The sequence below is a fragment of the Cupriavidus sp. 01L415 genome, assembly GCF_056400065.1.
Window position 1 is genome coordinate 43,754 of sequence record NZ_JBFTSP010000013.1, and the last position, 26,926, is coordinate 70,679.

At 64.1% G+C, this 26,926-nt stretch carries 21 protein-coding genes; 18 read left to right on the top strand and 3 right to left on the bottom strand.

Features of this window, described 5'->3' with window-relative positions; genetic code table 11:
- Positions 1 to 118 precede the first annotated feature (118 nt).
- The 7 genes from AC1DOX_RS18830 (at position 119) to msrQ (ending at position 7,680) form a co-directional block, all read left to right on the top strand.
- Complete coding sequence (locus AC1DOX_RS18830) at positions 119 to 2,329, top strand: cytochrome c biogenesis protein ResB (protein ID WP_441619473.1); 2,211 nt, start codon at positions 119 to 121, stop codon at positions 2,327 to 2,329.
- A 189-nt stretch (positions 2,330 to 2,518) separates the two neighbouring features.
- Positions 2,519 to 3,721, top strand: coding sequence for a c-type cytochrome biogenesis protein CcsB (ccsB, locus tag AC1DOX_RS18835; protein WP_441619475.1), 1,203 nt, complete (start codon positions 2,519 to 2,521; stop codon positions 3,719 to 3,721).
- A gap of 305 nt (positions 3,722 to 4,026) precedes the next feature.
- Positions 4,027 to 4,458, top strand: a complete 432-nt coding sequence (locus AC1DOX_RS18840) for a COG4315 family predicted lipoprotein (protein WP_441619636.1) — start codon at positions 4,027 to 4,029, stop codon at positions 4,456 to 4,458.
- Between the two features lie 24 nt (positions 4,459 to 4,482).
- A complete protein-coding gene (locus AC1DOX_RS18845) occupies positions 4,483 to 5,013 on the top strand; it encodes an RNA polymerase sigma factor (RefSeq protein ID WP_092141198.1) in 531 nt (176 codons plus the stop codon).
- Positions 5,010 to 5,861: an anti-sigma factor family protein gene (locus tag AC1DOX_RS18850; protein WP_441619478.1), complete on the top strand. Its 852-nt coding sequence runs from the start codon at positions 5,010 to 5,012 to the stop codon at positions 5,859 to 5,861. Before AC1DOX_RS18845 ends, AC1DOX_RS18850 begins: the two co-directional genes overlap by 4 nt.
- A 110-nt stretch (positions 5,862 to 5,971) precedes the next feature.
- A complete protein-coding gene (gene msrP, locus AC1DOX_RS18855) occupies positions 5,972 to 6,973 on the top strand; it encodes a protein-methionine-sulfoxide reductase catalytic subunit MsrP (RefSeq protein WP_441619480.1) in 1,002 nt (333 codons plus the stop codon).
- Positions 6,973 to 7,680: a protein-methionine-sulfoxide reductase heme-binding subunit MsrQ gene (gene msrQ / locus AC1DOX_RS18860; protein ID WP_441619481.1), complete on the top strand. Its 708-nt coding sequence runs from the start codon at positions 6,973 to 6,975 to the stop codon at positions 7,678 to 7,680. Before msrP ends, msrQ begins: the two co-directional genes overlap by 1 nt.
- A 99-nt stretch (positions 7,681 to 7,779) precedes the next feature.
- Here the strand turns inward: msrQ and lysA are convergent, their stop codons facing one another.
- A complete protein-coding gene (gene lysA / locus AC1DOX_RS18865) occupies positions 7,780 to 9,039 on the bottom strand; it encodes a diaminopimelate decarboxylase (RefSeq protein ID WP_441619483.1) in 1,260 nt (419 codons plus the stop codon).
- 2 nt (positions 9,040 to 9,041) lie between these two features.
- Entirely contained in the window at positions 9,042 to 9,290 is a 249-nt protein-coding gene (gene lptM / locus AC1DOX_RS18870; RefSeq protein ID WP_092141188.1) for an LPS translocon maturation chaperone LptM, read from the bottom strand.
- 155 nt (positions 9,291 to 9,445) lie between these two features.
- On the opposite strand from lptM, the gene cyaY reads away from it, so the two are divergent.
- Entirely contained in the window at positions 9,446 to 9,781 is a 336-nt protein-coding gene (gene cyaY / locus AC1DOX_RS18875) for an iron donor protein CyaY (RefSeq protein ID WP_092141186.1), read from the top strand.
- Positions 9,782 to 9,878: 97 nt separating this feature from the next.
- Here cyaY and AC1DOX_RS18880 read toward each other — a convergent pair whose 3' ends face one another.
- Positions 9,879 to 12,257 (bottom strand): penicillin-binding protein 1A, encoded by a 2,379-nt coding sequence (locus AC1DOX_RS18880; protein WP_441619486.1) that lies wholly within the window; start codon positions 12,255 to 12,257, stop codon positions 9,879 to 9,881.
- A 464-nt stretch (positions 12,258 to 12,721) separates the two neighbouring features.
- Here AC1DOX_RS18880 and pilM point away from each other — a divergent pair, with 464 nt between their 5' ends.
- The 10 genes from pilM to AC1DOX_RS18930 all read left to right on the top strand — a co-directional run bounded on the left by pilM (position 12,722) and on the right by AC1DOX_RS18930 (position 26,853).
- Entirely contained in the window at positions 12,722 to 13,792 is a 1,071-nt protein-coding gene (gene pilM, locus AC1DOX_RS18885; protein WP_176861067.1) for a type IV pilus assembly protein PilM, read from the top strand.
- A gap of 18 nt (positions 13,793 to 13,810) precedes the next feature.
- A complete protein-coding gene (locus AC1DOX_RS18890; RefSeq protein WP_441619488.1) occupies positions 13,811 to 14,455 on the top strand; it encodes a PilN domain-containing protein in 645 nt (214 codons plus the stop codon).
- A 2-nt stretch (positions 14,456 to 14,457) separates the two neighbouring features.
- Complete coding sequence (locus AC1DOX_RS18895; RefSeq protein ID WP_441619490.1) at positions 14,458 to 15,132, top strand: type IV pilus inner membrane component PilO; 675 nt, start codon at positions 14,458 to 14,460, stop codon at positions 15,130 to 15,132.
- Positions 15,129 to 15,668, top strand: a complete 540-nt coding sequence (locus AC1DOX_RS18900; protein ID WP_176861066.1) for a pilus assembly protein PilP — start codon at positions 15,129 to 15,131, stop codon at positions 15,666 to 15,668. Before AC1DOX_RS18895 ends, AC1DOX_RS18900 begins: the two co-directional genes overlap by 4 nt.
- Positions 15,665 to 17,803, top strand: a complete 2,139-nt coding sequence (locus AC1DOX_RS18905) for a type IV pilus secretin PilQ (RefSeq protein WP_441619492.1) — start codon at positions 15,665 to 15,667, stop codon at positions 17,801 to 17,803. Before AC1DOX_RS18900 ends, AC1DOX_RS18905 begins: the two co-directional genes overlap by 4 nt.
- Before the next feature lie 281 nt (positions 17,804 to 18,084).
- Positions 18,085 to 18,708, top strand: a complete 624-nt coding sequence (locus tag AC1DOX_RS18910; protein ID WP_255371450.1) for a shikimate kinase — start codon at positions 18,085 to 18,087, stop codon at positions 18,706 to 18,708.
- Positions 18,705 to 19,811, top strand: coding sequence for a 3-dehydroquinate synthase (aroB, locus tag AC1DOX_RS18915; protein WP_441619495.1), 1,107 nt, complete (start codon positions 18,705 to 18,707; stop codon positions 19,809 to 19,811). The genes AC1DOX_RS18910 and aroB overlap by 4 nt, the downstream gene beginning before the upstream one ends.
- Positions 19,812 to 19,858: 47 nt before the next feature.
- Positions 19,859 to 20,995: a deoxyguanosinetriphosphate triphosphohydrolase gene (locus tag AC1DOX_RS18920; protein WP_441619496.1), complete on the top strand. Its 1,137-nt coding sequence runs from the start codon at positions 19,859 to 19,861 to the stop codon at positions 20,993 to 20,995.
- Between the two features lie 90 nt (positions 20,996 to 21,085).
- Positions 21,086 to 21,817 (top strand): transposase, encoded by a 732-nt coding sequence (locus AC1DOX_RS18925; RefSeq protein ID WP_441619498.1) that lies wholly within the window; start codon positions 21,086 to 21,088, stop codon positions 21,815 to 21,817.
- Positions 21,818 to 22,185: 368 nt separating this feature from the next.
- Positions 22,186 to 26,853 carry a glutamate synthase-related protein gene (locus tag AC1DOX_RS18930; RefSeq protein WP_441619638.1) on the top strand — a complete coding sequence of 1,556 codons (4,668 nt, stop codon included), beginning with the start codon at positions 22,186 to 22,188 and terminating at the stop codon, positions 26,851 to 26,853.
- Positions 26,854 to 26,926 lie beyond the last annotated feature (73 nt).

Sequence of the window (26,926 nt, forward strand, 5' to 3'; positions counted from 1 at the left end):
GCAGCCCCAAGGGGATGAACCCGCCGCACCGGCAACAATCGAAGAGGGTGGCCTGCTTGCCAAAGCATGTCCACCCTTTTTCATTTTCAGCTTCTGTACAGAACCGGTTTTACCGCCCATGTCGACCCCTTCCACTTCAGGGCTCCACCTGAAGACCCCGAACCGCGTGTTGCGCGACGGCGTCGAGCTGATGTCCTCGATGCGATTTGCCATCACGCTGCTGACGGTAATCGCCATCGCCAGCATTATCGGCACGGTGCTCAAGCAGAACGAACCGTATCCGAACTACGTCAACCAGTTCGGGCCGTTCTGGGCGGATCTGTTCCATGCGCTGTCGCTGCAGAAGGTCTACAGCTCCTGGTGGTTCCTGCTGATCCTGGGTTTCCTGGTGGTATCCACGTCGTTGTGCATTGCACGCAACGGCCCGAAGATGATCGTCGAGATGCGATCGTGGAAAGACCATGTGCGCGAACGTAGCCTGCGATCGTTTCACCACCGGGGCGAGTTCGATGCCCCACGCGGTCGCGGCGATGCCGTCGGCCGCCTGACGGCACTGCTGCGCAACCGCGGTTATCGCGTCAAGCCGGTTGAGCACGATGGCGCCACCCTGCTGGCCGCCAAGGCCGGTGCCGCCAACAAGCTGGGTTATATCCTCGCGCACTCGGCGATCGTCGTAATCTGCATCGGCGGCCTGCTCGATGGCGACATGCTGATCCGTGCGCAGATGTGGTTCGGAGGCAAGACGCCAATCGACGGCAACGCCATCATCAGCGACATCCCGGCCAAGCATCGTCTGTCTACGAGCAACCCCGGCTTCCGCGGTAACGCCTTCGTGCCTGAAGGTGCCACTGTGTCGACGGCCATCCTGAATGTTGCCGACGGGGCGCTGGTGCAGGATCTGCCGTTCACCATCACGCTCAAGAAGTTCACGGTCGACTATTACTCCACCGGCATGCCGAAGCTGTTTGCATCGGACGTAATCGTGACGGACCGTGCGACCGGCAAGAAGACGGAAGCGACCATCAAGGTCAACGAACCGCTGATCGTGGACGGCGTGGCCATCTACCAGTCGAGCTTCGAGGATGGCGGCTCGCGCCTCAAGTTCGTCGGCTACCCGATGGCCGGCAGTGCCCACGCGACGTTCCCGTTCGCAGGCACGGTGGGCGGCAACGCGGCGCTGGGCGGCACCGGTACAGATGCCGACAAGGACGGCCTCACGGTCGAGTTCAGCGATTTCCGATTGATGAACATCGAGAACGTCACCGACGCTTCGGGCAAGCCGGATGCCCGCGGTGTGGCACGCAAATCCCTGAACCAGACGCTGGAATCCCACCTGGGCGCTGCCGCCAACCCGGACAAGGACAAGACGCTGCGCAACGTCGGCCCGTCGGTGCAGTACAAGCTGCGCGACCGCAACGGTCAGGCGCGCGAATTCAACAACTATATGGTGCCGGTGCAGCTGGATGGCCAATCGGTTTTCCTGGCGGGCATGCGCGAATCGCCCAGCGAGCCGTTCCGCTACCTGCGGATTCCGGCTGATGAGCAGGGCAGCGTGGGCGGCTGGATGCGGTTGCGCGCGGCGCTGCAGGACCGTGCCATGCGCGGCGAAGCCGCACGGCGCTTTGCGGAGATCTCCATGCCGGGCGCCGACAAGGCCGAATTGCGCAAGCAACTGGCCGAAAGCGCGTTGCGGGCCATGGACCTGTTCGCGGGTGCCACACGCAGTCAGCCGGACGCACCCCCGGGCGGCTTCACCGCCATTGCAGCCTTCCTTGAAAAATCCGTGCCCCCGGCTGAACAGCAGAAGGCGGCCGATGTCCTGCTCAAGATTCTCAATGGATCGATGTGGGAGTTGTGGCAACTGGTGCGTGCGCAGGACAAGCAGCCAGTGATCCCCAACGATGCCCGGAGCGGGGCGTTCCTGCAGCAGGCCATCAACGCGCTGTCAGACAGTTTCTTCTACGGCGCACCGGTTTTGCTGCAGCTCGATGACTTCCAGGAGGTCAAGGCCAGCGTGTTCCAGATGACCCGTGCGCCGGGTAAGAACATCGTGTATCTTGGCTGTTTGTTACTGGTCCTGGGCGTGTTTGCGATGTTCTACATCCGCGAGCGCCGTGTCTGGATCTGGGTCAAGGACAAGTCCGCCGACGATGTCGGACACTCGGCCGGCAGTCACGTGCTCATGGCCATGTCCACGCAGCGCCGCACAATGGACTTCGAGAAGGAGTTCATGGCATTGCGCGATGATATCGGTCGCGCAAGCGGTGCTGAAGTCAGTCGCCCTGAAGATGGCGCATCGCCCGATGGGACGCTGCCGGTGGCGCACTAGGCGCGGTAATTCGCTGCATCAATGGCTGGTGATGCGAGTGCGCCAGCAATATAGTACATATGCATGATTCGGCGTCCGGCCTACGCGGAGACACGCGAGCCGGTCACGCGAGCGTGGTTGAATGTCGCGGCGACGCTCGCCATGCGCCTCCACAATATCAACGCCAATGCGCCATAAAGCAGGAATGCCATGTCTTCCAACGTGAACCACGCCAACCCCGGCCTGACCACGCGACGCGCTGCTGCAGCGAACGATGCGGCCGACGCCTACCTCGAACCGTCTTTCCTTCGCCGTCTCACCTGGCTGGACTGGGCGTTTGCGCTGCTGCTGGTGGTGGGCGCCGGGTTTGCGCTGACCCGCTACGGGCAGTGGATGAATGTCTACGACAAGGCGGTGTTGGTCGCGGCCGTGCCGACGTTCGCTTTGCTCGGCTGGCACTGGAAAGCGGTCCGGCCGCTGATGGTGGGCATGGCGGTGCTCTCGCTGTTTGCGATCCAGCTTTACCAGGGGAGCCTGGCGCGCGCCGAGCAGGCCTTCTTCCTCAAGTACTTCCTGTCCAGCCAGTCGGCCATCCTGTGGATGAGCGCGCTGGTGTTCCTGTCCACGCTGTTCTACTGGGTGGGTCTGGCGACGAAGGCCGCCACGGGCTATAGCATTGGCAGCAAGCTCTGCTGGGCAGCGGTCGTGCTCGGTTTCACGGGCATGATGGTGCGCTGGTATGAGTCGTACCTGATCGGTGCGGACATCGGTCACATTCCCATTTCGAACCTGTACGAAGTCTTCGTACTGTTCACGCTGATCACGTCGCTTTTTTACCTCTACTACGAGCGCCGCTACGCCACGCGCGCGCTGGGGCCGTTCGTGATGCTGGTCGTGTCCGCGGCAGTTGGCTTCCTGCTCTGGTATACGGTCACCCGCAACGCTCAGGAGATTCAGCCGCTGGTGCCGGCCCTGCAAAGCTGGTGGATGAAGATCCACGTGCCGGCCAACTTCATTGGCTATGGCACGTTCGCTCTGGCGGCAATGGTTTCCGTTGCTTATCTGCTGAAGCAGCATGGGATCCTCGCGGAGCGCCTGCCATCGCTGGAGTTGCTTGACGACGTGATGTACAAGGCGATCGCGGTCGGATTCGCTTTCTTCACGATCGCCACGATCCTTGGCGCGCTGTGGGCCGCCGAGGCATGGGGCGGGTACTGGAGCTGGGACCCGAAGGAAACCTGGGCACTGATCGTCTGGCTGAACTATGCAGCATGGCTCCACATGCGCCTGATGAAGGGGCTGCGGGGTACGGTGGCAGCCTGGTGGGCACTGGTGGGCCTGTTGGTCACGACCTTTGCGTTCCTGGGCGTCAACATGTTCCTGTCGGGGCTTCATAGCTACGGAGAGCTCTGAAGCGGGTGTCCGTCGGCACATCCGTATCGGCCGCAATCAAAAGGCCTGCCATGTCTGTGGCAGGCCTTTTTCATGGAGCGGATGGGTCTGTTAATTCCTTGAAGAATCGAAAGTGACGGTTGTCTAACCCAGTTCTGGGTGCGCACACCCTTTGCGCCAGCCGCCGAATAGTGCCAAAAGAGGCGCTTTTCGGCGATGACGCCACATTTTTTTCGACTGCGGGGAATAAACACATCACATCGGGTGTTTACTGAGGGTGAACGGCGCCGGTTGTCGGCACCGCCCTGGAGAAGGAGACCCTCATGATGGCCCCTAACCGCCACACCGCTGCATCCCTGCTTCGTCCCGCCGCATTGGCACTCGCTTCCGCATCCGTCTTGCTTGCCGCCTGCTCCGGCATGGGCATGGGCAGCAGCGGCGGCAACATGCCACCGACCGTCAAGATCAGCAACGGCGCACTGACCGATCCGCAGGGTCTGACGCTCTACACGTTTGACCGTGATCCCGCCAACGGCGGCAAGAGCGTCTGCAATGGCGCGTGCGCCACCAACTGGCCGCCGCTGCTGGCTGAACCGGGCACGAGCGCCGCGGGCAGCTACACGATCATCACGCGCGATGATGGCGCCCGCCAGTGGGCTTACAAGGGAATGCCGCTGTACCGCTTCGCCAAGGATGCCAAGGCAGGTGACCGGACGGGCGACAACTTCAACAACGTCTGGCACGTCGCCAAGCCCTGACCGCAGCCGACCGGCAATCAAGGCATGGACGGGTTTGATCGCCAATTGGTGGCGCTGGCCCCGCGTCTGCGGCGTCACGCACGCGGCCTGACCGGCGACACCACGCTGGCTGATGACCTCGTGCAGGACACGCTCGAGCGTGCCTTGCGTTACCGCTGGCGCTTTCGCCTGCGCCCGGGTGCGCTGTGGGGCGATGGTGCCGACGGCCTCCTGCCCTGGTTGCTGACGCTGATGCACAGGCTGCGTCTGAATCACCTCCGTAAGAAAGATCTCGTGACTGCGACCGATACCCTGCCTGACGTGGCAGCGCCTGCAGCAGATCCCGGCCTGCGCCGCGATCTGCTGCAGGCGCTCGGGCAGTTGCCGGAGGCGCAGCGCGCGGTCTTGCTGCTTGTCAGCCTGGAGCAGTTTTCCTACGCCGAAGCGGCTCAGGTCCTCGAGGTCCCTGTTGGCACTGTGATGTCGCGCCTGGCACGCGCGCGGGAACATATGCGCCGTCTTCTGGATGGCGGCGGCGAGGCCGCCGCTCCCTCCGTCTTGCAGCGGGTGAAATGATGGGTCCCGTCAGCGAAGCCGATCTCCACGCCTACGCGGACGGACAACTGTCCGGGCCACGCCGTGCGGAGGTGGAAGCGTACTTGGCGGCCGATCCCGAGGCGGCCCGTGAGGTGGACGCCTGGCGTCGGCAGACGGCTGGCTTGCACGCGGCGCTGGATGGCGTGCTCAACGAGGCCGTGCCGCTGGCAGCATGGCCACACGGCCTGCGCGACGATGCGGCAAGGCAAGCCGCCGGCACTCGCTGGACCGGATGGCCTCTCGCGCTGGCTGCCAGTGTGGCCGCCCTGGGCATCGGCGGCGCCGGTGGCTGGGTCGCCCACGAGCGCCTTGGTACCGTTTCCTTGGCGGGTGCGCCCGCTGCGGAACGCTTCGCGCGCGACGCGCTGGCCAGCCACGCAGTCTACGCGCCGGAAGTGCGCCACGTGGTGGAAGTCCCCGCCAGCGACGAAGCCCACATGGTCGCGTGGCTGTCAAAGCGGCTCGGCGCGCCGTTGCCGGTGCCGGACCTGCGGCAGCAGGGCTTTCACCTGATCGGCGGTCGTCTGGGTGTGGCGGAGGGCGGCCCGATGGCGATCCTGATGTATGAAGCCGACGATGGCACCCGGTTGTCGCTACAGTTGCGCCGCATGGCGCAGGGCACGCCCGATACCGCATTCCGGCTGGAGCGGATGCCGTCCGCTTCCGCAGGGCGCTCGCCGGCGGCGAGCTTGCCGAATGCCGGCAACGCCACCATGGCGTTCTACTGGGTCGACCGTGATCTGGGCTTCGCGTTGGCCGGCCCGCTGGACCGCGACCGTTTGCTGGCACTGGCCCAGGCCGTCTATCAGCAATACCAACGCGGCTGAACCGTCGCCCGGTGCTGATGCCCGTCCGAAAATCGCTGTAAGGACTCCGCGCACCATTCGACCAAGCTTCATGTCTAATCGCACATGCGGCAACCAGGAACCCCGGAAACATGCTGATCCCGTCCCCCAAATGGCTGCGCGGTGAAGATATCGCCACCTCAGAAATTACTCCACGCCATCTCTTCGAATCGCGTCGTCGCTTGCTGGCGATGGCAGGTGCCGGGGCGGCCGGCAGCATGCTGACGCCGTGGTTCGCCCGTCAGGCATTTGCACAAGGCAAGGGCACGAAGCTGCCCGCCACACTCAACAATAGCTACGTTGTCACGGAAAAACGCACGCCCTACGAGGACGTGACCACCTACAACAATTTCTACGAATTTGGCACGGACAAATCCGACCCGGCCCGCTATGCCGGCACGCTGCGGCCGCGCCCGTGGCAGGTTTCGGTCGAGGGCCTTGTCAAGCAGCCGAAGGTCTATGACCTCGACGAGTTGATGAAGCTCGCGCCCATGGAGGAGCGGGTCTACAGGCTGCGCTGCGTGGAAGGCTGGTCGATGGTGATTCCCTGGATCGGCTACTCGCTGGCCGAGTTGATCCGGCGCGTGGAGCCGCAGCCTGGCGCCAAATTCGTCCAGTTCATCACGCTGGCCGACAAGAAGCAGATGCCGGGTGTCAGCAGATCTGTACTGGACTGGCCGTATAGCGAGGGACTGCGCATGGACGAGGCGATGCATCCGCTGGCGCTGCTCACTTTCGGCCTGTACGGCGAGGTGCTGCCCAACCAGAATGGCGCGCCAGTGCGCATGGTGGTGCCGTGGAAGTACGGGTTCAAGAGCGCCAAGTCGATTGTCAAGATTCGCTTTGTCGACAAGCAGCCGCCGACCAGCTGGAATATCGCTGCCGCCAACGAGTATGGTTTCTACTCCAATGTGAATCCGGATGTTGACCATCCACGCTGGAGCCAGGCGACCGAGCGCCGTATCGGCGAGGACAAGGGTGGTGGCGGCTTCTCCGCACTGTTCGCGCCCAAGCGTAAGACGCTGCCGTTTAATGGCTATGGCCAGCAGGTGGCGTCGCTGTACCAGGGCATGGACCTGAAGAAGTTCTTCTGATGGTGGAGCCGGATATCACTGCAAGCCAGACTGCCGCCTCACCGGCGGGGCGCGCGCCGGCACGCCCGGGGGGCGGACTCGCGATGCTGTCGCCGTCGCGCGTCCGTGCGGTGAAAATCATCGTGTGGCTGCTGGCGCTGCTGCCGTTCGTGCGCCTGCTCTACCTTGGCGCAACGGCGCAGTTCGGTGCGAACCCGCTGGAGTTCGTCACGCGTTCCACGGGCACCTGGACACTGGTCATGCTTTGCGTGACGCTGGCCATCACACCGCTGCGCCGGCTCACTGGCTGGAACTGGCTCATCCGTCTGCGCCGGATGCTTGGACTGTTCGCCTTCTTCTACGGCCTGCAGCATTTCCTGCTGTGGATCGGTGTGGACCGCGGGTTCGACGTGGCCTATATGATCAAGGACATCGCCAAGCGCCCGTTTATCACGGTGGGATTCGCCGCGTTCGCGCTGATGATTCCACTGGCCGCCACGTCGACCAATGCGATGGTCAAACGTCTGGGTGGCAAGCGCTGGCAGGTGCTGCACAAGGTGGTCTATGCGATCGCCTTTCTGGGCATCCTGCACTACTGGTGGCACAAGGCTGGCAAGCACGACTTCAGCGAGGTATCGATCTATGCCGGGGTGGTGTTCGTGCTCCTGGCGATGCGTGTGTGGTGGTGGGCGCGCAAGCCGGCGCCCGTCAGACCCGCGCAGGGCTGACACGCCAGGCCACGGAAACAAGAAGGGCGACGGAGGGAGGCTCCGTCGCCCTTTTTCGTTTCCCGACAGCGTCAATCGGTAACGCCGTCAGCGTTCGTGTCAGGCCTTGATCAGGTGCTCGTTGCGGAACAGGTCTGCCGGCTGCTCACGTTCGCGCACCAGGTGCACGGCGCTGCCATCGACCATCACCTCTGCCGCGCGGCCTCGCGTGTTGTAGTTGGAACTCATCACAAAACCGTACGCGCCGGCCGACATCACCGCCAGGAGGTCTCCCGGTTGCACGGCCAGCGCGCGGTCGCGCCCGAGCCAGTCGCCCGATTCGCAAACGGGGCCGACCACATCGTAGGTCATCGACGCATCCGCGCGCGGCGCCACGGGCTCGATCCTGTGGAAGGCCTCATACATCGCGGGGCGCGCCAGGTCGTTCATGGCCGCATCCACGATGCAGAAGTTCTTGGCCGCACCAGGCTTCAGGAATTCCACCTGCGTCAGCAGCACGCCGGCGTTACCCACCAGCGAGCGGCCCGGTTCAAACAACACCTCGCGGTGACCGTGGCCGCGTGCGGCTACCCGGTCCAGCAGTGTGGTGGCAAAGCCGGTGATGTCCGGCGGCGTTTCATCGTCGTAGGTAATGCCGAGACCGCCGCCCACGTCGATGTGATCCAGCTTGATGCCTTCGCGCTCGAGGGCCTCAACCACATCCAGCACCTTATCCAGCGCTTCCAGGTACGGTTCCACCTCGGTGATCTGTGAGCCGATGTGGCAGTCGATGCCGGCCACTTCCAGGTTCGGCAACGCGCTGGCGGCGCGATAGGTCGGCAGCACGTCCTCGAAGGCCACGCCAAACTTGTTGCCCTTGAGTCCAGTGGAAATATACGGGTGGGTCTTGGCGTCGACGTCCGGATTGATGCGCAGCGACACGCGGGCTCGCTTGCCCACGCGTCCAGCCACTTCATTCAGGCGGTCGAGTTCGGGAATCGATTCGACGTTGAAGCCGCGTACATCGTTCTTCAGCGCCAGTTCCATATCGGCCGTGCTTTTGGCCACGCCGGAGAACACGACCTTGCGCGGATCGCCACCGGCGGCCATCACGCGCAGCAGCTCACCGCCGGACACGATGTCGAAACCGGCCCCCAGCTGCGCAAAGACCTGCAGCACGGCGAGATTGGAGTTGGCCTTGACCGCGAACTGCACGTGCGCGTTGCGGCCCTTGCATGCGGCGGCGTAGGCGTTGTACGCCTTGGTCAGCGCGGCGCGCGAGTAGACGTAGGTGGGCGTGCCGAACTCGGCGGCAATACTGGCCAGAGGCACTTGCTCGACGGCCAGGGCGCCATCGCGGCGGTGAAAGAAATCGGTCATGTTCAACGTGCAGAGGGGGCGGAAGTGCCGCGGGTGGTTTCGGCCGGAACAGGCGCAGACGTGGCAGGCTCGTCCATCGGGCGGGCCGGCGAGACCGCGCCCGGCTGGCCCAGGCCCGGATCGGGCACATTGGGCGCGGTCGGGGCGGGCGGCACCTTGGGCATGACGAGCGGGCCACGAATGCCGCACCCGGTCAGGGTCATCGCGAGGCCGGCGGCAAACGCCGATACAATCGCACCACGACGCAGCATCGGGGAGTCCTTCATTGTCTGGATGGCTTTTCGGATGGCTGTAGGGAGCACCCGGAATCCGCACAGGAATCCGGCGCAATGTCCCATTTTTTTCCGTGATTCATGCCGGCGATCGCCTTGTCTGGACAGGGCCGCCGGCGGCCTTGGAGTGTAGCATGCCCCCCCTGAGTGAAAGCGAGTTCCTGGTGCTGGCCGGACAGGCCCTTGACCGGCTGGAAGCCGACATCGAAGCCGCCGCCGACGCAGCCGACGCCGATATCGAAATCAATCGCACCGGCAATGTGATGGAGCTGGAGTTCGAGGATGGCTCCAAGATCATCGTCAACAGCCAGGCGCCGATGCAGGAATTGTGGGTGGCGGCCAAGGCAGGCGGCTTCCACTTTCGCCACGATGGGCAACAGTGGCTTGATACCCGGGGTGGCGGTGAGCTCTACGCGGCGCTATCCGGCTACATGAGCCAGCAGGCCGGCGTGTCGCTGAGCCTGAGGTAAGGGACTAAAGGACGCTCCGCAAGCGGCGACCGTCGCCAACAAAAAAACCGGCCATCGAGGCCGGTTTTTTTTCGGGCTGCAGCGGTTCAGGTTGCCATCAGGCACCGCCAAACATCTCCAGGATCTTCTTCTTTTCCGCCTCGGTATCCTGCGCCGGGCGCGAGCTTTCATCCGGCTTGCCGGGCCATGGATCGCCCAGGCCCACCGACGCCACGCCGGCACCGCCTGCGTTTTCTTCCAGCGTCCAGTCGCCGGCGACCATGACAACGCCCTCGGGTGCCTGACGATCCGGGCTTTCGGGCACGCCCTTGAGCGCCTTGCTCATGTAGCTGACCCAGATCGGCAGCGCCAGGCCGCCACCGGTTTCGCGTACCCCCAGGCTCTTGGGCTGGTCGTAGCCCATCCAGGCGATGGCTACCAGCTTGGGCGTGTAGCCCGCAAACCACGCGTCGACGGCATCGTTGGTGGTACCGGTCTTGCCGGCCAGGTCGTTGCGGGCCAGGCGCTGCTTGGCCGGATTGGCCGTGCCGCTGCGTACGACTTCGCGCAGCATGCTGTCCGCGATGAATGCGGTACGGGCATCGAGCACGCGCACGGCATCCTGTGCGGCACGCTGTGGCTGCGTTTCGGAAATCACCTTGCCGCGCGAGTCGACCACACGCTGGATCAGGTACGGGTTGATGCGATAGCCGCCGTTGGCAAACACCGAGTACGCGCCAGCCATCTGCAGCGGCGTCACGCTTCCGGCACCGAGCGCCATCGGCAGGTAGGCCGGGTGCTTGTCGGCCTCAAAGCCGAAGCGCGTGATGTAGTCCTGTGCGTACTGCGTGCCGATGGCGCGCAGGATCCGCACGGACACCAGGTTCTTGGACTTGGCCAGCGCCCGGCGCATGGTCATCGGGCCCTCGAACTTCCCGTCGTAGTTCTTCGGCTCCCAAACCTGGCCGCCGGTATCCGGGCCAATCGTCAGCGGCGCATCGTTGATCACCGTGGCGGGGGAGAAGCCCTTTTCCAGCGCGGCGGTGTAGATGAAGGGTTTGAAGCTCGATCCGGGCTGGCGCCACGCCTGCGTCACGTGGTTGAACTTGTTGCGGTTGAAGTCGAAGCCGCCAACCATCGCACGGATCTCGCCGTCTTCCGGATTCAGCGAGATGAACGCGGCGGCCACTTCCGGCAACTGCGTCACCGACCACGTGCTGTCCTGCGGATCCTGCGTCACGCGGATGATCGCGCCGGGGCGGATCCTGACCTTGGGCTGGGCGTTGGCCGAGAGCGACGGTGCAATGAAGCGCAATGCCGCGCCTTCGATCGTCGCCACCTCGCCGGAGAGCAACGTGGCGCGCACTTGTTTCGACGTGACGCTGGTCACCACGGCGGAGCGCAGGTCGTCGCTGCCAGGGTGTTCCACCAGGGCGTCGTCAATGGCCTGCTCGCGCTCGCCTGCGTCTGACGGCAGGTCGATGAACGCTTCGGGGCCGCGGTAGCCGTGCTTGCGTTCGTAGGCCATGATGCCGCCGCGCACGGCCTCGTACGCGGCGTCCTGGTCGGCTTTGTTCAGCGTGGTGTAGACCGTCAGGCCGCGGGTGTACGTTTCCTCGCGATACTGGGCGTACATCAGCTGGCGCACGATTTCGGCGACGTATTCCGCATGCGTGGAGAACTCGTTGCCTTCGCCACGCACCTTCAGTTCCTCGCGCACGGCCTGGTCGTATTGCTCAGGCGTGATGTACCGCAGGTCGCGCATGCGCTGGAGGATGTATTCCTGTCGTACCTTGGCACGCTTGGGGTTCACCACCGGGTTGTACGCGGACGGCGCCTTGGGCAGGCCGGCCAGCATTGCGGCCTCGGCCGGCGTCACGTCCTTGATCGACTTGCCGAAATAGACGCGCGCGGCGCTGGCAAAACCGTAGGCGCGCTGGCCCAGGTAGATCTGGTTCATGTACAGCTCGAGGATCTGGTCCTTGGTCAGGTTGGCCTCGATCTTGTACGCCAGCAGCATCTCGTAGATCTTGCGCGTGTAAGTCTTTTCGCTGGACAGGAAGAAGTTGCGCGCCACCTGCATGGTGATGGTGGATGCGCCCTGCGACAGCCCGCCACGCACGTTGGCCAGCCCGGCGCGCAACACGCCCACGAAGTCCACGCCGCCGTGCTCGTAGAAGCGGTCGTCTTCGATGGCCAGCACGGCCTTCTTCATGACCTCCGGGATTTCGGTGATCGGCACGAAGTTGCGACGCTCTTCGCCGAACTCGCCGATGAGCACGTTGTCGGCGGTGTAGATCCGCAGCGGAATCTTGGGGCGGTAGTCGGTGATGGTGTCCAGCGATGGCAGGTTCGGCGCCGCAACCAGCAGCGCATAGCCCAGCAGCAGCCCCGCGGCGACGATGCCCGCGACAAGCAGTCCGATCACCCAGAACATGGCCCGTACCCAGAGTGGGCGGCGGACGGGAAGGGACGGCTTCTGTTGTGCTGTGACCATAAGGGGTTTACCTGTTCAGAGTGCCCGGATTATATCGTCGGGGATGGGGCCTTCTCGGTGCGCGGTGCCGCAAAAGGCGCTATCCCGCTGTTACAAGATGTAATGGCACTGAGATCAGCATGTAACGTCACGAAGGTCTGAGGCGCGGCGCGGCCTGGCGGGCCATCGCGAGTGCATGAGGGTGGAGCGGGATCGTCAGACGGGGTGGGGCGGCAGAAGTAGAGATGGCGCGACGCCTGGCAACGAGGGTTTTGCCGACCGTCGGATTTTGACAACGCTTTCGCATGGCCACTCTGAAAAAGAAAGCGTGGTCAAACCGGCACATTGCCAGCGCCTCTGGTTTTTGTGAGAATCCACGAACATAAAAGAGCAAACGTTTCATCCAAGAAACTGGCTCGCACCATTAGAGCAGTCATGCCGTGGGCGAGTTCAAATGTCAGGGGGTCACCTTGCGACGGGGCATCTTGTCGGGTCTTCTGCGCCGGACTACGGTCGGCGTAGATATTGGGTCGTCCAGCGTCAAGGTCGTGGAACTGTCCGTTGGGGCGGGCAAACACGACTTTCGTCTGGAGAAATGCGCCAGCGAACTGCTGGATCGTAACGCCGTTGCCGATGGCAACGTCGTCAACATCGAAGCCGTGGGTATCGCGCTCAAGCGCGCGCTCGGCAAGGCGGGCATCCGCACCAAGGACGTTGTCCTTGGGGTGCCGTCCATGCTGACCGAATCCCAGACGGTCAGTCTGCCGGACAACCTGTCCGAAGACGAACTCTATTCCCAGGTCGAGTCGGAGGCGCACCGCCTCTATCCGCCTTCGCAGGCGGTCAACTTCGATTTCGCGGTCATCGGACCCAACGAAACCGAAGGCGGCATCGGCGTGCGCGTCACCGCTGCAAACAGCGACCGCGTGCAGGAGCGGGTGACCGCCGCCGAAATGGCCGGTCTCAAGCCGCAGGTGATGGATGTCGAGGAGTACGCCGTGCAGCGCTCGGTCGTACAGATGCTCGGCGTGCCTGCCGGCCTCACCGAGACCGACGCCAAGGACCTCCCGGTGGTGGCTGTCGTCCACCTTGGTGGCAGCCGATCCAAGGCCATCTTCTATCAGGGTTGGAAGGAACTGTACGAGCAGCCGCTGAACAGCTACGGCGACCAGCTCACGCAGAGTGCCGCGCGCATGTTCACGCTCGACGCGCTGAAGGCGGAGATCAAGAAGCGCAAGAACACGCTGCCTGAAGCGTGGCGTGCGCAACTGCTCAAGCCGTCGCTGGAAGCGCTGGCCATGGAGGTGCAAGGTGCCATCGGCAACTTCGTCTCCAGCTCCAGCCTCGGCCGCGTCGACGAGATCCTGCTCTCTGGCGGGCATGCCTCGCTGCTCGGGGTACAGGCCGCCATTCAGCAGCAGACGCAGATCACCACCACGCTGGCCAATCCTTTCGCCAACATGATGACCGCGGGCAAGGTCAATGAGCGCTATCTCCAGCGCGACCTGCCTGCCTACATCGTCAGTGCGGGACTGGCATTGCGCGGGCTGCAATAACCCACCGGGGGGAGAAGCATGTCCACGACGACGAATACCATCCCGTCGGTTAACCTGCTGCCGTATCACGAGGCGCGCAAGGCAGCCCGGCGCAAGAAGGTCTACACCATGCTGGGCGGGGCGGCGGGCGCAGGTGCGCTGATCGTCCTGATCGGCGGTTTCTACATCGACTCCCAGATTGACGCAGTGAACGCGCGCAATCAGGTGCTGACCGCGGCCAACACCAAGATGGATGGCCAGATCAAGGAGGTCAACACCCTCAAGAAGGACATCGAGGCGCTCCTGGATCGTCAGAAGGCCATCGAAAGCCTGCAGGCGGAGCGCAACCTGCCTGTGCAGTTGCTTGAGGAACTGGTGCGCCAGGTGCCGGAAGGCGTGTACCTGACCAGCCTGAAGCAAACCGGCGACACCTTTGTCATGGCCGGCGTGGCCCAGTCCAACGAACGCGTGTCCGAGCTGCTGCGCAACGTCAGTCAGGTTGCATGGCTGGACCGGGCCGAGCTGGTGGAGTCCAAGGCCGTGACCATGACCAACAACCTGCGTGAGCAACGCCGGTTGTTCGATTTCTCGATGCGCTTTGCCTATCGCGCGCCGGAAGTGCCGGGCGACAAGAAGAAGGGCGCCTCCGATGCCGCGGCCAACCCCGCAGGCGGAAAGGTCTGATCATGGCGCTCAATTCCGATATCTCCCTGCAGGACCTGACCGCGCAGTTCCGTGGCCTGAACCTGAACGAGCCGGAAACCTGGCCGATCGTCCCACGCCTGCTGTTCTCGGTGCTGGCTGCGGTAATCGTACTGGTGCTCGGCTGGCAGTTCTACTGGAGCGACAAGAGCGACGAGCTCGACCGCAGACATGCCGAGCATGAAACGCTGAAGCAGCAGTACAAGACCAAGGTGGCGCAGATCGCCAACCTGGATGCACTGCGTGCGCAGAAGGTCGAGGTCGAGAAGCGCGTCGCCCTGGCCGAGCGCCAGTTGCCGAACAGCACCGAGATGGACGCGCTGCTGGCCGACGTGAACCATGCCGGCGTGGCGCGCGGCCTGCAGTTCGAACTGTTCAAGCCGCAAGCCGCCACGGTCAAGGCGTACTTTGCCGAAATCCCGGTCAACCTCAAGGTCACCGGCCGCTATCACGACGTTGCGTTGTTCAACGCTGACGTGGCGGCGCTCTCCCGGATCGTTTCGATGCGCAACCTGAACATGTCAGTCGCCAAGGACGGCACGCTGTCGATGGAAGGGGTCGCCATGGCCTACCGGGCCCTGGATCCGGAAGAGCAGGCCGCGCAGCGCCGCGCAGCGGCGGATGCCGCCGCCAAGAAGGCCAAGGGAGGTGCCAAATGAGCCGCCTGACCCGACGCCCCCGGATCGCCCTGCATACGCTGGCGGCAGCCGCGCTGGCCGTCACGGCGCTGGCCGGTTGTGGCCCCAGCGAGGACGAAAGCCTGCAGCAATGGATGAACCAGACGCGAACGGCCAAGTCGCCGCCGCCGGATCCGCTGCCGGAGGTCAAACCTTATGTGCCGCGCGAGTATGGGGGTCGTACTTCGCCGGAGCCGTTCGCGCAGACCAAGATCGGCGAACTGAACAAGGCGTTGTCTGAGTCGCCGGAGGCCGGACGGCGACACGAGCCGCTTGAGGATTTCCCGCTGGAGAACTTCAAGATGCTCGGCATGCTGAAGAAAAACGGCGAGACCTACGGTGTCGTACGCGTAGATAACAAGATCCATCACGTCAAGGTGGGTCAGTATCTCGGCCAGAGCTATGGCCGAGTGGTCCGCATTAGCGATCAAGAGATCGTGTTGCGCGAATTGGTTCGGGAAGGGGTCTCAGATTGGAAAGAGAAAATGACCAGCCTGAAGCTGGAGGCATCCGCATGATCACGGCACGTTGGTACCGGGCGCTTGCGGGCGCGGCAGCGATGGCATTCGTGCTGGCCTCTCCGGCCGCACTCGCACAGACTAACCAGCTCAAACAGGTAGACGCCAATGTGGTCGGCGAGCAGACCGTCTTCACGGTCGACCTGCAGGGCCCATTGGCGCAGAAGCCTGTGGACTTCACCACGCAGAACCCGGCAAAGATCGCGATCGACTTCTTCGACACGGGTTTTGCCGCCGGGCGTGCGCAGTATGACTACTCCGGCAAGCTGCTCAAGAGCGCCAACGTCATGCAGATCGGGGACCGCACCCGCGTGGTGCTGAACCTGAGCCGCAGCGCAACATATCGTACGGAAGTGCGGGGCACGCAGTTCGTGGTGCTGATCGACAACGTATCGCAGGCCGCCATGACGGCAGCGCCGACGTTCGCGGCCAGCCCGGCCCCGGCGGCCGCGGCCAACCGTCCGTCAGTGCGCAATATCGACTTCCGTCGTGGCACCGATGGCGCTGGCCGCGTGGTTGTGGACCTGTCGTCGCGCGATTCGGGCATCAACATCGCGCAGCAAGGCCAGAACCTCGTCGTCGACTTCATGGGTACGACGCTGCCGGCGGACCTGCGCCGCCGCTTCGATGTGACGGACTTCGGCACGCCGATCCAGGGCATGCGTGCTACCGACGCCAACGGCAGCGCACGCCTGACGATCGAGCCGCGCGGCAACTGGGAATACAGCTCCTACCAGACGGACAACCAGTTCGTGGTGGAGGTGCGCCAGGTCAAGGACGATCCGAATAAGCTGATCGCTGGCCAGGGTTACCGCGGTGAGCGCCTGTCGCTGAACTTCCAGAACATCGACATCCGGTCGCTGCTCCAGGTGTTCGCCGACTTCACGAACCTGAACATCATCACCAGCGACACGGTGCAGGGCAACCTGACACTGCGGCTGAAGGATGTGCCCTGGGATCAGGCGCTGCAGATCGTGATGGACTCGAAGGGCCTGGCGTCGCGTCGCAACGGCAACGTGCTGTGGGTCGCCCCCAAGGCTGAACTGGCAACCAAGGAAAAGCTCGAGCTGGAAGCGCAGCAGCAGATCACCGAACTCGAGCCGATTCGCAGCCAGGTGTACCAGCTGAACTACCAGCGTGCTGATGACGTCCGCCGGATGCTGCTGGGCCAGGCGACCACGGGCGGTGGCGCGGGTGGTAGCGCTGCGGCGGCTCCGGTTGGCGGCGCTGGCGGGACGATGGGCGCGACCCGGATGCTGTCCAAGCGTGGCTCGCTGACGGCGGACCCCCGCACCAACCAGCTGTTCGTGTCGGACGTCGCCAGCAAGCTGGAAGAAGTGCAGATCTTCCTCCAGAAGATCGACATCCCGGTGCGTCAGGTGATCATCGAGGCCCGCATTGTCGAGGCGAGCGACACCTTCAGCCGCAACCTGGGCGTGAAGCTGGGCTTTGCATCGCAGCGCTCGGGCGCCGGGTACGGCAACACCTACACCAACGTGGTGAGCCCGATCACGCAGGACGCCAAGTGGGATAACGGTCCGGCCCTGAGCCTGCCCGCGGCGGCGATCAACGGCACGAACCCCGCGTCGGTGGCCTTCAGCATCTTCAATGCCGGGGCAGGCCGGTTCCTGGCGCTGGAGCTGTCGGCCCTGGAAGCCGATGGCAAGGGCAAGATCATCTCCAGCCCGCGTGTGGTCACCGCCAACAACATCAAGGCGCTGATCGAGCAGGGTACGGAGCTGCCGTACCAGTCGGCTACGTCGAGCGGTGCAACGTCGATCCAGTTCCGCAAGGCCAACCTGAAGCTCGAGGTGACGCCGCAGATCACGCCGGAAGGCAATGTGCTGCTGGATGTGGATGTGAACAAGGACAGCGTGGGTATCCAGACCACCGCCGGCTTCGCCATCGACACCAAGCACGTGCAGACGCAGGTGCTGGTCGAGAATGGCGGCACCGTGGTGATCGGCGGTATCTACGGTCAGGAAGAAAGCAACAACTACAACAAGGTTCCGTTCCTGGGCGATCTCCCGATCATCGGCTACCTGTTCAAGAACAACGCCAAGGTCAACAACCGGACCGAGCTGCTGGTGTTCCTGACGCCGCGTATCCTCAACGACAATGTGTCGCTGAAATAACGCCAACCGGGTGCAGCAGAGGGCCCGGATGCAGTAGACTGGCAGGCCGCGTCGCGATCCGACGCGGCCTTTTTCATTGGCGGCATCGACAGGCAGCCATGGCTGGGTGACTGCGATTCCGCGTGATGACTTAGCATCACTTCTTCGCAATGTTGCCGACCCGGGCGATAATGCGATGCCTCCAAGGGCTGGGCCGGCAAGCCGGCGCACCTCGCTTTACCCCGCACCACCTCGACAGTCCAGTGACAGCCTCTCGCCCGAATCTTTTCTTCGTTGGCCTGATGGGCGCCGGCAAGACCACAGTCGGCCGCACCGTGGCCAGGCGCCTCAACTATCCGTTCTTCGACTCGGATCACGAGCTCGAAGCGCGTTGCGGCGTGCGTATTCCTATCATTTTCGAGCATGAAGGCGAGGCCGGCTTCCGGGAGCGCGAGGCGCAGGTGATTGCCGAACTGGCGTCGCGAAGCGGCATCGTGCTGGCCACTGGCGGTGGCGCTGTGCTGCGCGAGGAGAATCGGGCCGCGCTGCGCGAGAACGGCACCGTAGTCTATTTGCGCGCCAGTCCGCATGATCTGTGGCTGCGTACCCGGCACGACCGGAATCGACCGCTGCTGCAGACCGAGGACCCCAAGGGCCGCCTTGAAGCGCTGTACGCCCAGCGCGACCCGCTTTATCGGGAAGTCGCGGACTTCATCATCGAAACCGGCAAGCCGTCCGTAGCACAGCTTGCTAATATGGTTCTTATGCAACTCGAAATGGCCGGCTTTGTATTTCCGCCCGCCGAAAGTACCCCGGAGACTGCCGAGGCAACCGATGCGACCGGGGTGACCGGCGCTGCGGGAGTGACGGCGGACACGCGGGACGCGGCGGGGGCGGAGCAGCCGGCGCAGGACACCCACTCATGATCACGCTGGAAGTCGATCTCGGGGCGCGAAGCTACCCGATCCATATCGGTGGCGGCCTGCTGGACCGCGCCGAGCTGCTGCGGCCGCACGTGCGCGGTCAGCACGCCGTCATCGTCACCAATGAAACCGTGGGTCCGCTGTACGCGGCCCGCGTGCAAGCCACGCTGGCTGGTCTCGGCAAGACCGTGCGCGTGGTGACGTTGCCCGATGGCGAGCGTTTCAAGCAGTGGGAGACGCTGAACCTGATTTTCGACGCGCTGTTGCGTGCAGGCGCCGATCGCAAGACCACGCTGATCGCGCTGGGCGGTGGCGTGGTGGGTGACATGACCGGCTTTGCAGCCGCCTGTTACATGCGCGGCGTACCGTTCGTGCAGATGCCGACCACGCTGCTGTCGCAGGTGGACTCCTCGGTCGGCGGCAAGACGGGCATCAACCACCCGCTTGGCAAGAACATGATTGGCGCGTTTCACCAGCCCAATGCGGTGATCGCTGATATCGATACGCTGCGTACGCTGCCGCCGCGGGAACTGGCCGCGGGCCTGGCGGAAGTCATCAAGCACGGCGCAATTGCCGACGCCGCATACTTCGTCTGGATCGAGCAGAACATCGACGCATTGAACGCCTGCGATCCCGAGCTGATGGCGCAAGCCGTGCAGCGCTCGTGCGAGATCAAGGCCGCCGTGGTGGCGCAGGATGAGCGCGAAGGCGGTCTGCGCGCGATTCTGAACTTTGGCCACACCTTCGGCCATGCCATCGAAGCCGGCATGGGCTATGGTGAATGGCTGCACGGTGAGGCCGTGGGCTGTGGCATGGTGATGGCGGCGGATCTGTCGCATCGCCTGGGCTTCATCGATACGGAAACCCGGGCGCGCATTCGCCAGCTGACGCAGGCGGCCATGTTGCCCGTGGTGGCGCCGGAACTCGGCACCGACCGCTACATCGAACTGATGAAAGTGGACAAGAAGGCGGAAGCAGGTAGCATCAAGTTCATCCTGCTGAAAAAACTTGGCGAAGCCTTCATTACCACCGTGCCGGATCCGGATCTGCGCGAAACACTGCGCCATGCGGTACTGAAACCCCCAACCGAGGCACCGGTCGCCTGACCGATCGGTTATGCCTTGCAACCCCGACCCAGCCAACGGATTGCCGCATGACCGACCTCGAATCCCATCTCGCCCCCTATGCTGCCCGCTCCGCGCACACGCGCGGACGGGTGCATGCCGAACCGGCATCGTCGTCGCGCAGCGAATTCCAGCGTGACCGCGACCGGGTTATCCACAGCACCGCGTTCCGCCGTCTGGAGTACAAGACCCAGGTCTTTGTGAACCATGAGGGCGATCTGTTTCGCACGCGACTGACCCACAGCCTGGAAGTCGCGCAGATCGCGCGGTCGATCGCCCGCAACTTGCGTCTGAACGAGGATCTCGTCGAGGCGATTTCGTTGGCGCACGACCTTGGCCACACGCCTTTCGGCCATGCCGGCCAGGACGCGCTCAACACCTGCATGAAGAACTACGGCGGGTTCGAGCACAACCTGCAGAGCCTGCTGGTCGTGGACGAACTGGAGGAGCGCTACGGCGGCTTCAACGGCCTGAACCTCACGTTCGAGACGCGCGAAGGCATTCTCAAGCATTGCTCGCGCGTCAATGCGGCAGCGCTTGGCGAGCTGGGTCGCCGCTTCCTGGAGGGCGCGCAGCCGTCGCTGGAGGCCCAGCTGGCCAATCTGGCCGATGAGATCGCCTACAACAATCACGATATCGACGATGGCCTGCGCTCGGGATTGCTGACGCTGGAGCAGTTGGACGAGGTGCCGATGTGGGGGCGCCACCGGGCCGAGGTCACTGCCGCGTTTCCCGGCATCAATGGCCGCCGCGCCATCAATGAAACGGTCCGGCGCATGATCAACACGCTGATCGTGGATCTGATCGAGACGACCGGCCGCAATATCGCCGCAGCCAGTCCCAAGACGATCGACGCCGTGCGCGCCGCGGGCCCGCTGGTGGCGTTCAGCCCCCGGATCCATGAGGAAGCCGCTGCCCTGAAGCGTTTCCTGTTCCGGCACCTCTACCGGCACTATCTCGTGATGCGGATGTCGGCCAAGGCGCAGCGGATCGTGTCGGACCTGTTCAGTGCGTTCATGCAGGATTCCCGCCTGCTGCCACCCCAGTACCAGGCCAGCCATGGCGGCGATCAGCCGCGCCTGATTGCCCACTACATTGCCGGCATGACCGATCGTTACGCGATTCGCGAGCACCGCCGGATCTTTGCCGTCAGCGAAAGCAACTGATCCGATCCGTCCCGCGGTGGCAAATTAAATGGGGACGGATCCGCGATCGGATCCGATATCATGCGGGCATCACCTAAGCATGGATGCCCCATGGCCCGTCTTCCCCGTTTCTCTCCCGCCGGCCTGCCAGCATTGGTGTTGCAGCGCGGCAACAATCGCCAGCCCGTTTTTCTCAGTGCCGAGGACTACCTGCACTACCTAGACTGCCTGCGGATGGCGGCGCGCGAGCACGAGCTCGCCGTCCACGCCTACGCACTGCGTCCGAACCACATCCATCTGGTTGCCACACCCAAGACTCCGGATTCCCTGAGCCTGGCCATGCAGGCGGTGGGGCGCCGCTACGCGCGCCACTTCAATCGCGTGGCCAACCGCACCGGCACCCTGTGGGAGGGCCGTTTCCGCTCCGCGGTCTTCGAGCCAGAGGCCTGGATGCTGCCGGCCCTGCTCTATGTCGAAGGCAACGCGATGCGGGCTGGCGATGTGATAACGCCGGAGGCCGACCGTTGGAGCAGCTATCGGCATCACGCCGGTATCGAAGCCAGCCCGCTTGTAAGCGACCACTCCGCGTACTGGGATCTGGGCAATACGCCGTTCGAGCGCCAGTCCAACTACCGCGCGTTGACCGCCGAGGGACTCTCCGGCAAGACCCTGGCAATGCTGCGCAAGCATGCCCACAGCGGCTGGCCCCTGGGCGATGCGGCCTTCCTCACGCAACTCGAGCGTCATGCCACGCGCCGTATCCAGCCGTTGCCAAAGGGAAGACCCAGGCGAGCATCCGACGACGAACTGGATACTGCCGATGCCGTCGTTGCACCAACATGAGGAATTTGTGTTGGAAACCTAATGTGTCCCCATTTAAATGCGGTACTGAACTGGTGCGAAATTTAATGTGTTCTGACCCCATTTAAATTTTTTGCGATACATTTCTGATTCTCTTATAGTTGCTCCACCCACAGTCATTGTGCGGCGCGTCACGCTCGTGTACGCCGCTGCGGTCCCGCTGTTTGCCGTCTGCCCGCGAATGAGGCGCACGTATCCAGCCATCCCGTTCGGTCTGCCTTGCTGGCTGCGCAGCCTTCACCGGAATTCAGCCCGTGGACCACTCGCAACACACCTCCGACATCGCCGCCCGCCCGCAGGCCCAAGGCCTGTATGACCCGACCAATGAGCATGACGCCTGCGGCGTTGGCATGGTGGCGCACATCAAGGGCAAGAAGTCCCACGAAATCATTGCCCAGGGCCTGAAGATCCTGGAGAACCTCGATCACCGGGGCGCTGTTGGCGCCGATGCGCTGATGGGCGACGGCGCGGGCATCCTGATCCAGATCCCGGACCAGTTCTACCGCGAGGAGATGGCCAAGCAGGGCGTGAAGCTGCCGCCCGCCGGCGAATACGGCGCGGGCATGATCTTCCTGCCGAAGGAACACGCTTCCCGCCTGGCCTGCGAGCAGGAGCTCGAGCGCACGGTGCGCCTGGAAGGCCAGGTCGTGCTGGGCTGGCGTGACGTGCCCGTGGACGCCAACATGCCGATGTCCCCGACCGTACGCACGACCGAGCCGGTGATCCGCCAGATCTTCATCGGTCGCGGCCGCGACATCATGACCACGGACGCGCTGGAACGTAAGCTCTACGTCATCCGCAAGACCGCCAGCCACGCCATCCAGGCGCTCAAGCTCAAGCACGGCAAGGAATACTTCGTGCCGTCGATGTCGGCGCGGACCGTTGTGTACAAGGGCCTGCTGCTGGCCAACCAGGTGGGCGAGTACTACCTGGACCTGCAGGACGCTCGCGCTGTGTCGGCCCTGGCGCTCGTGCACCAGCGCTTCTCCACCAACACGTTCCCCGCCTGGGAACTGGCCCACCCGTACCGCATGGTCGCCCACAACGGCGAAATCAACACGGTCAAGGGCAACGTCAACTGGGTCAACGCGCGTACTGGCGCCATCTCTTCGCCGGTGCTCGGCGACGACCTGCCCAAGCTGTGGCCGCTGATCTATCCGGGCCAGTCCGACACCGCATCGTTCGACAACTGCCTCGAACTGCTGACGATGGCCGGCTACCCGCTCGTCCACGCGATGATGATGATGATCCCGGAAGCCTGGGAGCAGCACACGCTGATGGACGAGAACCGCCGCGCGTTCTACGAGTATCACGCCGCCATGATGGAGCCGTGGGACGGCCCCGCCGCGATCTGCTTTACGGATGGCCGCCAGATCGGCGCCACGCTGGACCGTAACGGCCTGCGCCCGGCACGTTTCTACGTGACCGAGGACGATGTCGTGGTACTGGCATCCGAAGCCGGCGTGCTGCCGTTCCCCGAGTCGCGCATCGTCCAGAAGTGGCGCCTGCAGCCGGGCAAGATGTTCCTGATCGATATGGAGCAGGGCCGCATCATTGACGACAAGGAGCTCAAGGACAACCTGGCCAACGCCAAGCCGTACAAGAGCTGGATCGACGCCGTGCGCATCAAGCTGGACGAACTCGAGGCCAAGCCCGAGGACGTGGCCGCCGAGAAGAAGCCGGTGGCGCGCCTGCTGGATCGCCAGCAAGCGTTCGGCTATACGCAGGAAGACGTCAAGTTCCTGATGGCGCCGATGGCGCTGGCGGGCGAGGAAGCCACGGGGTCGATGGGCAATGACTCGCCGCTGGCCGTGCTCTCGTCCAAGAACAAGACCCTGTACCACTACTTCAAGCAGCTGTTCGCCCAGGTGACCAACCCGCCGATCGACCCGATCCGCGAGAACATGGTGATGTCGCTGGTGTCGTTCATCGGGCCGAAGCCGAACCTGCTGGAGCTGAACAACATCAACCCGCCGATGCGCCTCGAGGTGTCCCAGCCCGTGCTGGACTTCAAGGACATCGCCAAGATCCGCAACATCGATCACTACACCGGCGGCAAATTCCGTTCGTACGAACTGAACATCTGCTATCCGAAGGCCTGGGGCAAGGAAGGCATCGAAGCCCGCCTGGCCTCGCTGTGCGCCGAAGCCGTGGACGCGGTGCGTTCGGGCTACAACATCCTGATCGTGTCGGATCGTCGCGTGGACGCTGACCAGGTCGCCATTCCGGCGCTGCTGGCCACGTCGGCCGTGCATCACCATCTGGTGGAAAAGGGCCTGCGCACGTCGACCGGCCTGGTCGTGGAAACCGGTTCGGCCCGGGAAGTGCACCACTTCGCGCTGCTGGCCGGCTACGGCGCGGAAGCCGTGCACCCGTACCTGGCGATGGAAACGCTGGCCGACATGGCCACGGGCCTGTCGGGCGATCTGTCGCCGGAGAAGGCCGTCAAGAACTTCGTCAAGGCGATCGGCAAGGGCCTGCACAAGGTGATGTCCAAGATGGGCATCTCCACGTACATGTCGTACACCGGCGCGCAGATCTTCGAGGCGATCGGCCTGTCGCGCGAGCTCGTGCAGAAGTATTTCCACGGCACGCCGTCCAACGTGGAAGGCATCGGTATCTTCGAGGTAGCCGAGGAAGCGCTGCGCCTGCATCGCGACGCGTTTGGCAACAGCCCGGTTCTGGAAACCATGCTGGATGCCGGCGGTGAGTACGCCTATCGTGTCCGTGGCGAAGAGCACATGTGGACGCCGGATTCGGTGGCCAAGCTCCAGCACTCGGTACGTGCCGACGACGGCAAGGGCGCTTACCAGACGTACAAGGAATACGCCAACATCATCAACGACCAGAGCCGCCGTCACATGACGCTGCGCGGCCTGTTCGAGTTCAAGGTGGACCCGGCCCGCGCGATTCCGCTGGCAGAGGTGGAATCGGCCAAGGACATCGTCAAGCGATTCGCCACCGGCGCCATGTCGCTGGGTTCGATCTCGACCGAAGCCCACACCACGCTGGCCGTGGCGATGAACCGCATCGGCGGCAAGTCCAACACCGGTGAAGGCGGCGAGGACGAAAAGCGCTACCGCAACGAGCTGCGTGGCATCCCCATCAAGCAGGGCGATACCCTGAAGGGCCTGCTGGGCGACCACGTGGTCGAACGCGACCTGGAACTGCAGGACGGCGATTCGCTGCGATCGAAGATCAAGCAGGTGGCGTCGGGCCGCTTCGGCGTGACCGCCGAGTACCTGGCATCGGCCGACCAGATCCAGATCAAGATGGCACAGGGCGCCAAGCCTGGCGAAGGCGGCCAGCTGCCCGGCCACAAGGTCTCGGACTACATCGGCAAGCTGCGTTACTCGGTGCCGGGCGTCGGCCTGATCTCGCCGCCCCCGCACCACGACATCTACTCGATCGAGGATCTGGCACAGCTGATCCACGACCTGAAGAACGTCAACCCGGTGTCCGACATCTCGGTCAAGCTGGTGTCGGAAGTGGGCGTTGGCACCGTGGCCGCGGGCGTGGCAAAGGCCAAGGCCGACCACGTGGTCATCGCCGGCCATGACGGCGGCACCGGCGCTTCGCCGTGGTCGTCGATCAAGCACGCCGGCACGCCGTGGGAACTGGGCCTGGCCGAGACGCAGCAGACGCTGATGCTCAACGGCCTGCGCAACCGCATCCGCGTGCAGGCCGACGGCCAGATGAAGACCGGCCGCGACGTCGTGATCGGCGCGCTGCTGGGCGCGGACGAATTCGGCTTCGCCACCGCACCGCTGGTGGCCGAGGGCTGCATCATGATGCGCAAGTGCCACCTGAACACCTGCCCGGTGGGCGTGGCCACGCAGGATCCCGCGCTGCGCAAGAAGTTCCAGGGCAAGCCGGAACACGTGGTCAACTTCTTCTTCTTCGTTGCGGAGGAAGCCCGCGAGATCATGGCCCAGCTGGGCATCCGCACGTTTGACGAACTGATCGGCCGCGCCGACCTGCTCGACACGCGCGCCGGCATCGAACACTGGAAGGCACGCGGCCTGGACTTTGGTCGCATCTTCTACCAGGCACCGTTCCCGGCCGAGGTGCCGCGCTACCACACGGACGTGCAGGACCACGGTCTGTCGGTGGAAGCCGGCAAGGCGCTGGATCACGTGCTGATCGCCAAGGCGCGTCCGGCGATCGACAAGGGCGAGCGTGTGTCGTTCATCCAGCCGGTCAAGAACGTGAACCGTACGGTCGGCGCGATGCTGTCCGGCGTGGTGGCCAAGCAGTATGGCCATGACGGCCTGCCCGACGACACGATCCACATCCAGCTGCAAGGCACGGCCGGCCAGTCGTTCGGCGCGTTCCTGGCGCACGGCATCACGCTGGACCTGGTGGGCGACGGCAACGACTACGTGGGCAAGGGCCTGTCCGGCGGCCGCGTGATCGTGCGTGCACCGCACGAATTCCGTGGCGACCCGACCCGCAACATCATCGTCGGTAACACGGTGCTGTACGGTGCCATCGCCGGCGAGGCCTTCTTCAACGGCGTGGCTGGCGAGCGCTTTGGCGTGCGTAACTCGGGCGCCGTGGCGGTGGTCGAGGGCACCGGCGATCATGGTTGCGAGTACATGACCGGGGGCACGGTGGTGGTGCTGGGCGGCACGGGCCGTAACTTCGCCGCAGGCATGTCCGGTGGCGTGGCCTACGTCTATGACGAGGACGGCCTGTTCGACAAGCGCTGCAACACGTCGATGGTGGCGCTGGAGTCCGTGCTGGCCGCCGCCGACCAGGAGAAGGGCCAGGCGCAGGCGCAATGGCACAAGATGGGCGGCAAGCGCCAGCTTGACGAAGTCATCCTGCGCAACCTGATCGAGCAGCATTTCCGCTACACCGGTTCCGAGCGCGCCAAGGCGCTGCTGGCGGACTGGAGCACGGCACGCCGCAAGTTCGTCAAGGTCTTCCCGACCGAGTACAAGCGTGCCCTGGGCGAAATGTTCGCGAAGGAGCAGGCCGCCCGCGACAGCGACCGCGAGGCGATGGCCGCCTGACCGGCAGCTGCCCAATGAGACGGCGCCGCGGCCCACGGCTCGCGGCGTCCACAAGATTCTGACCCCACGCGAG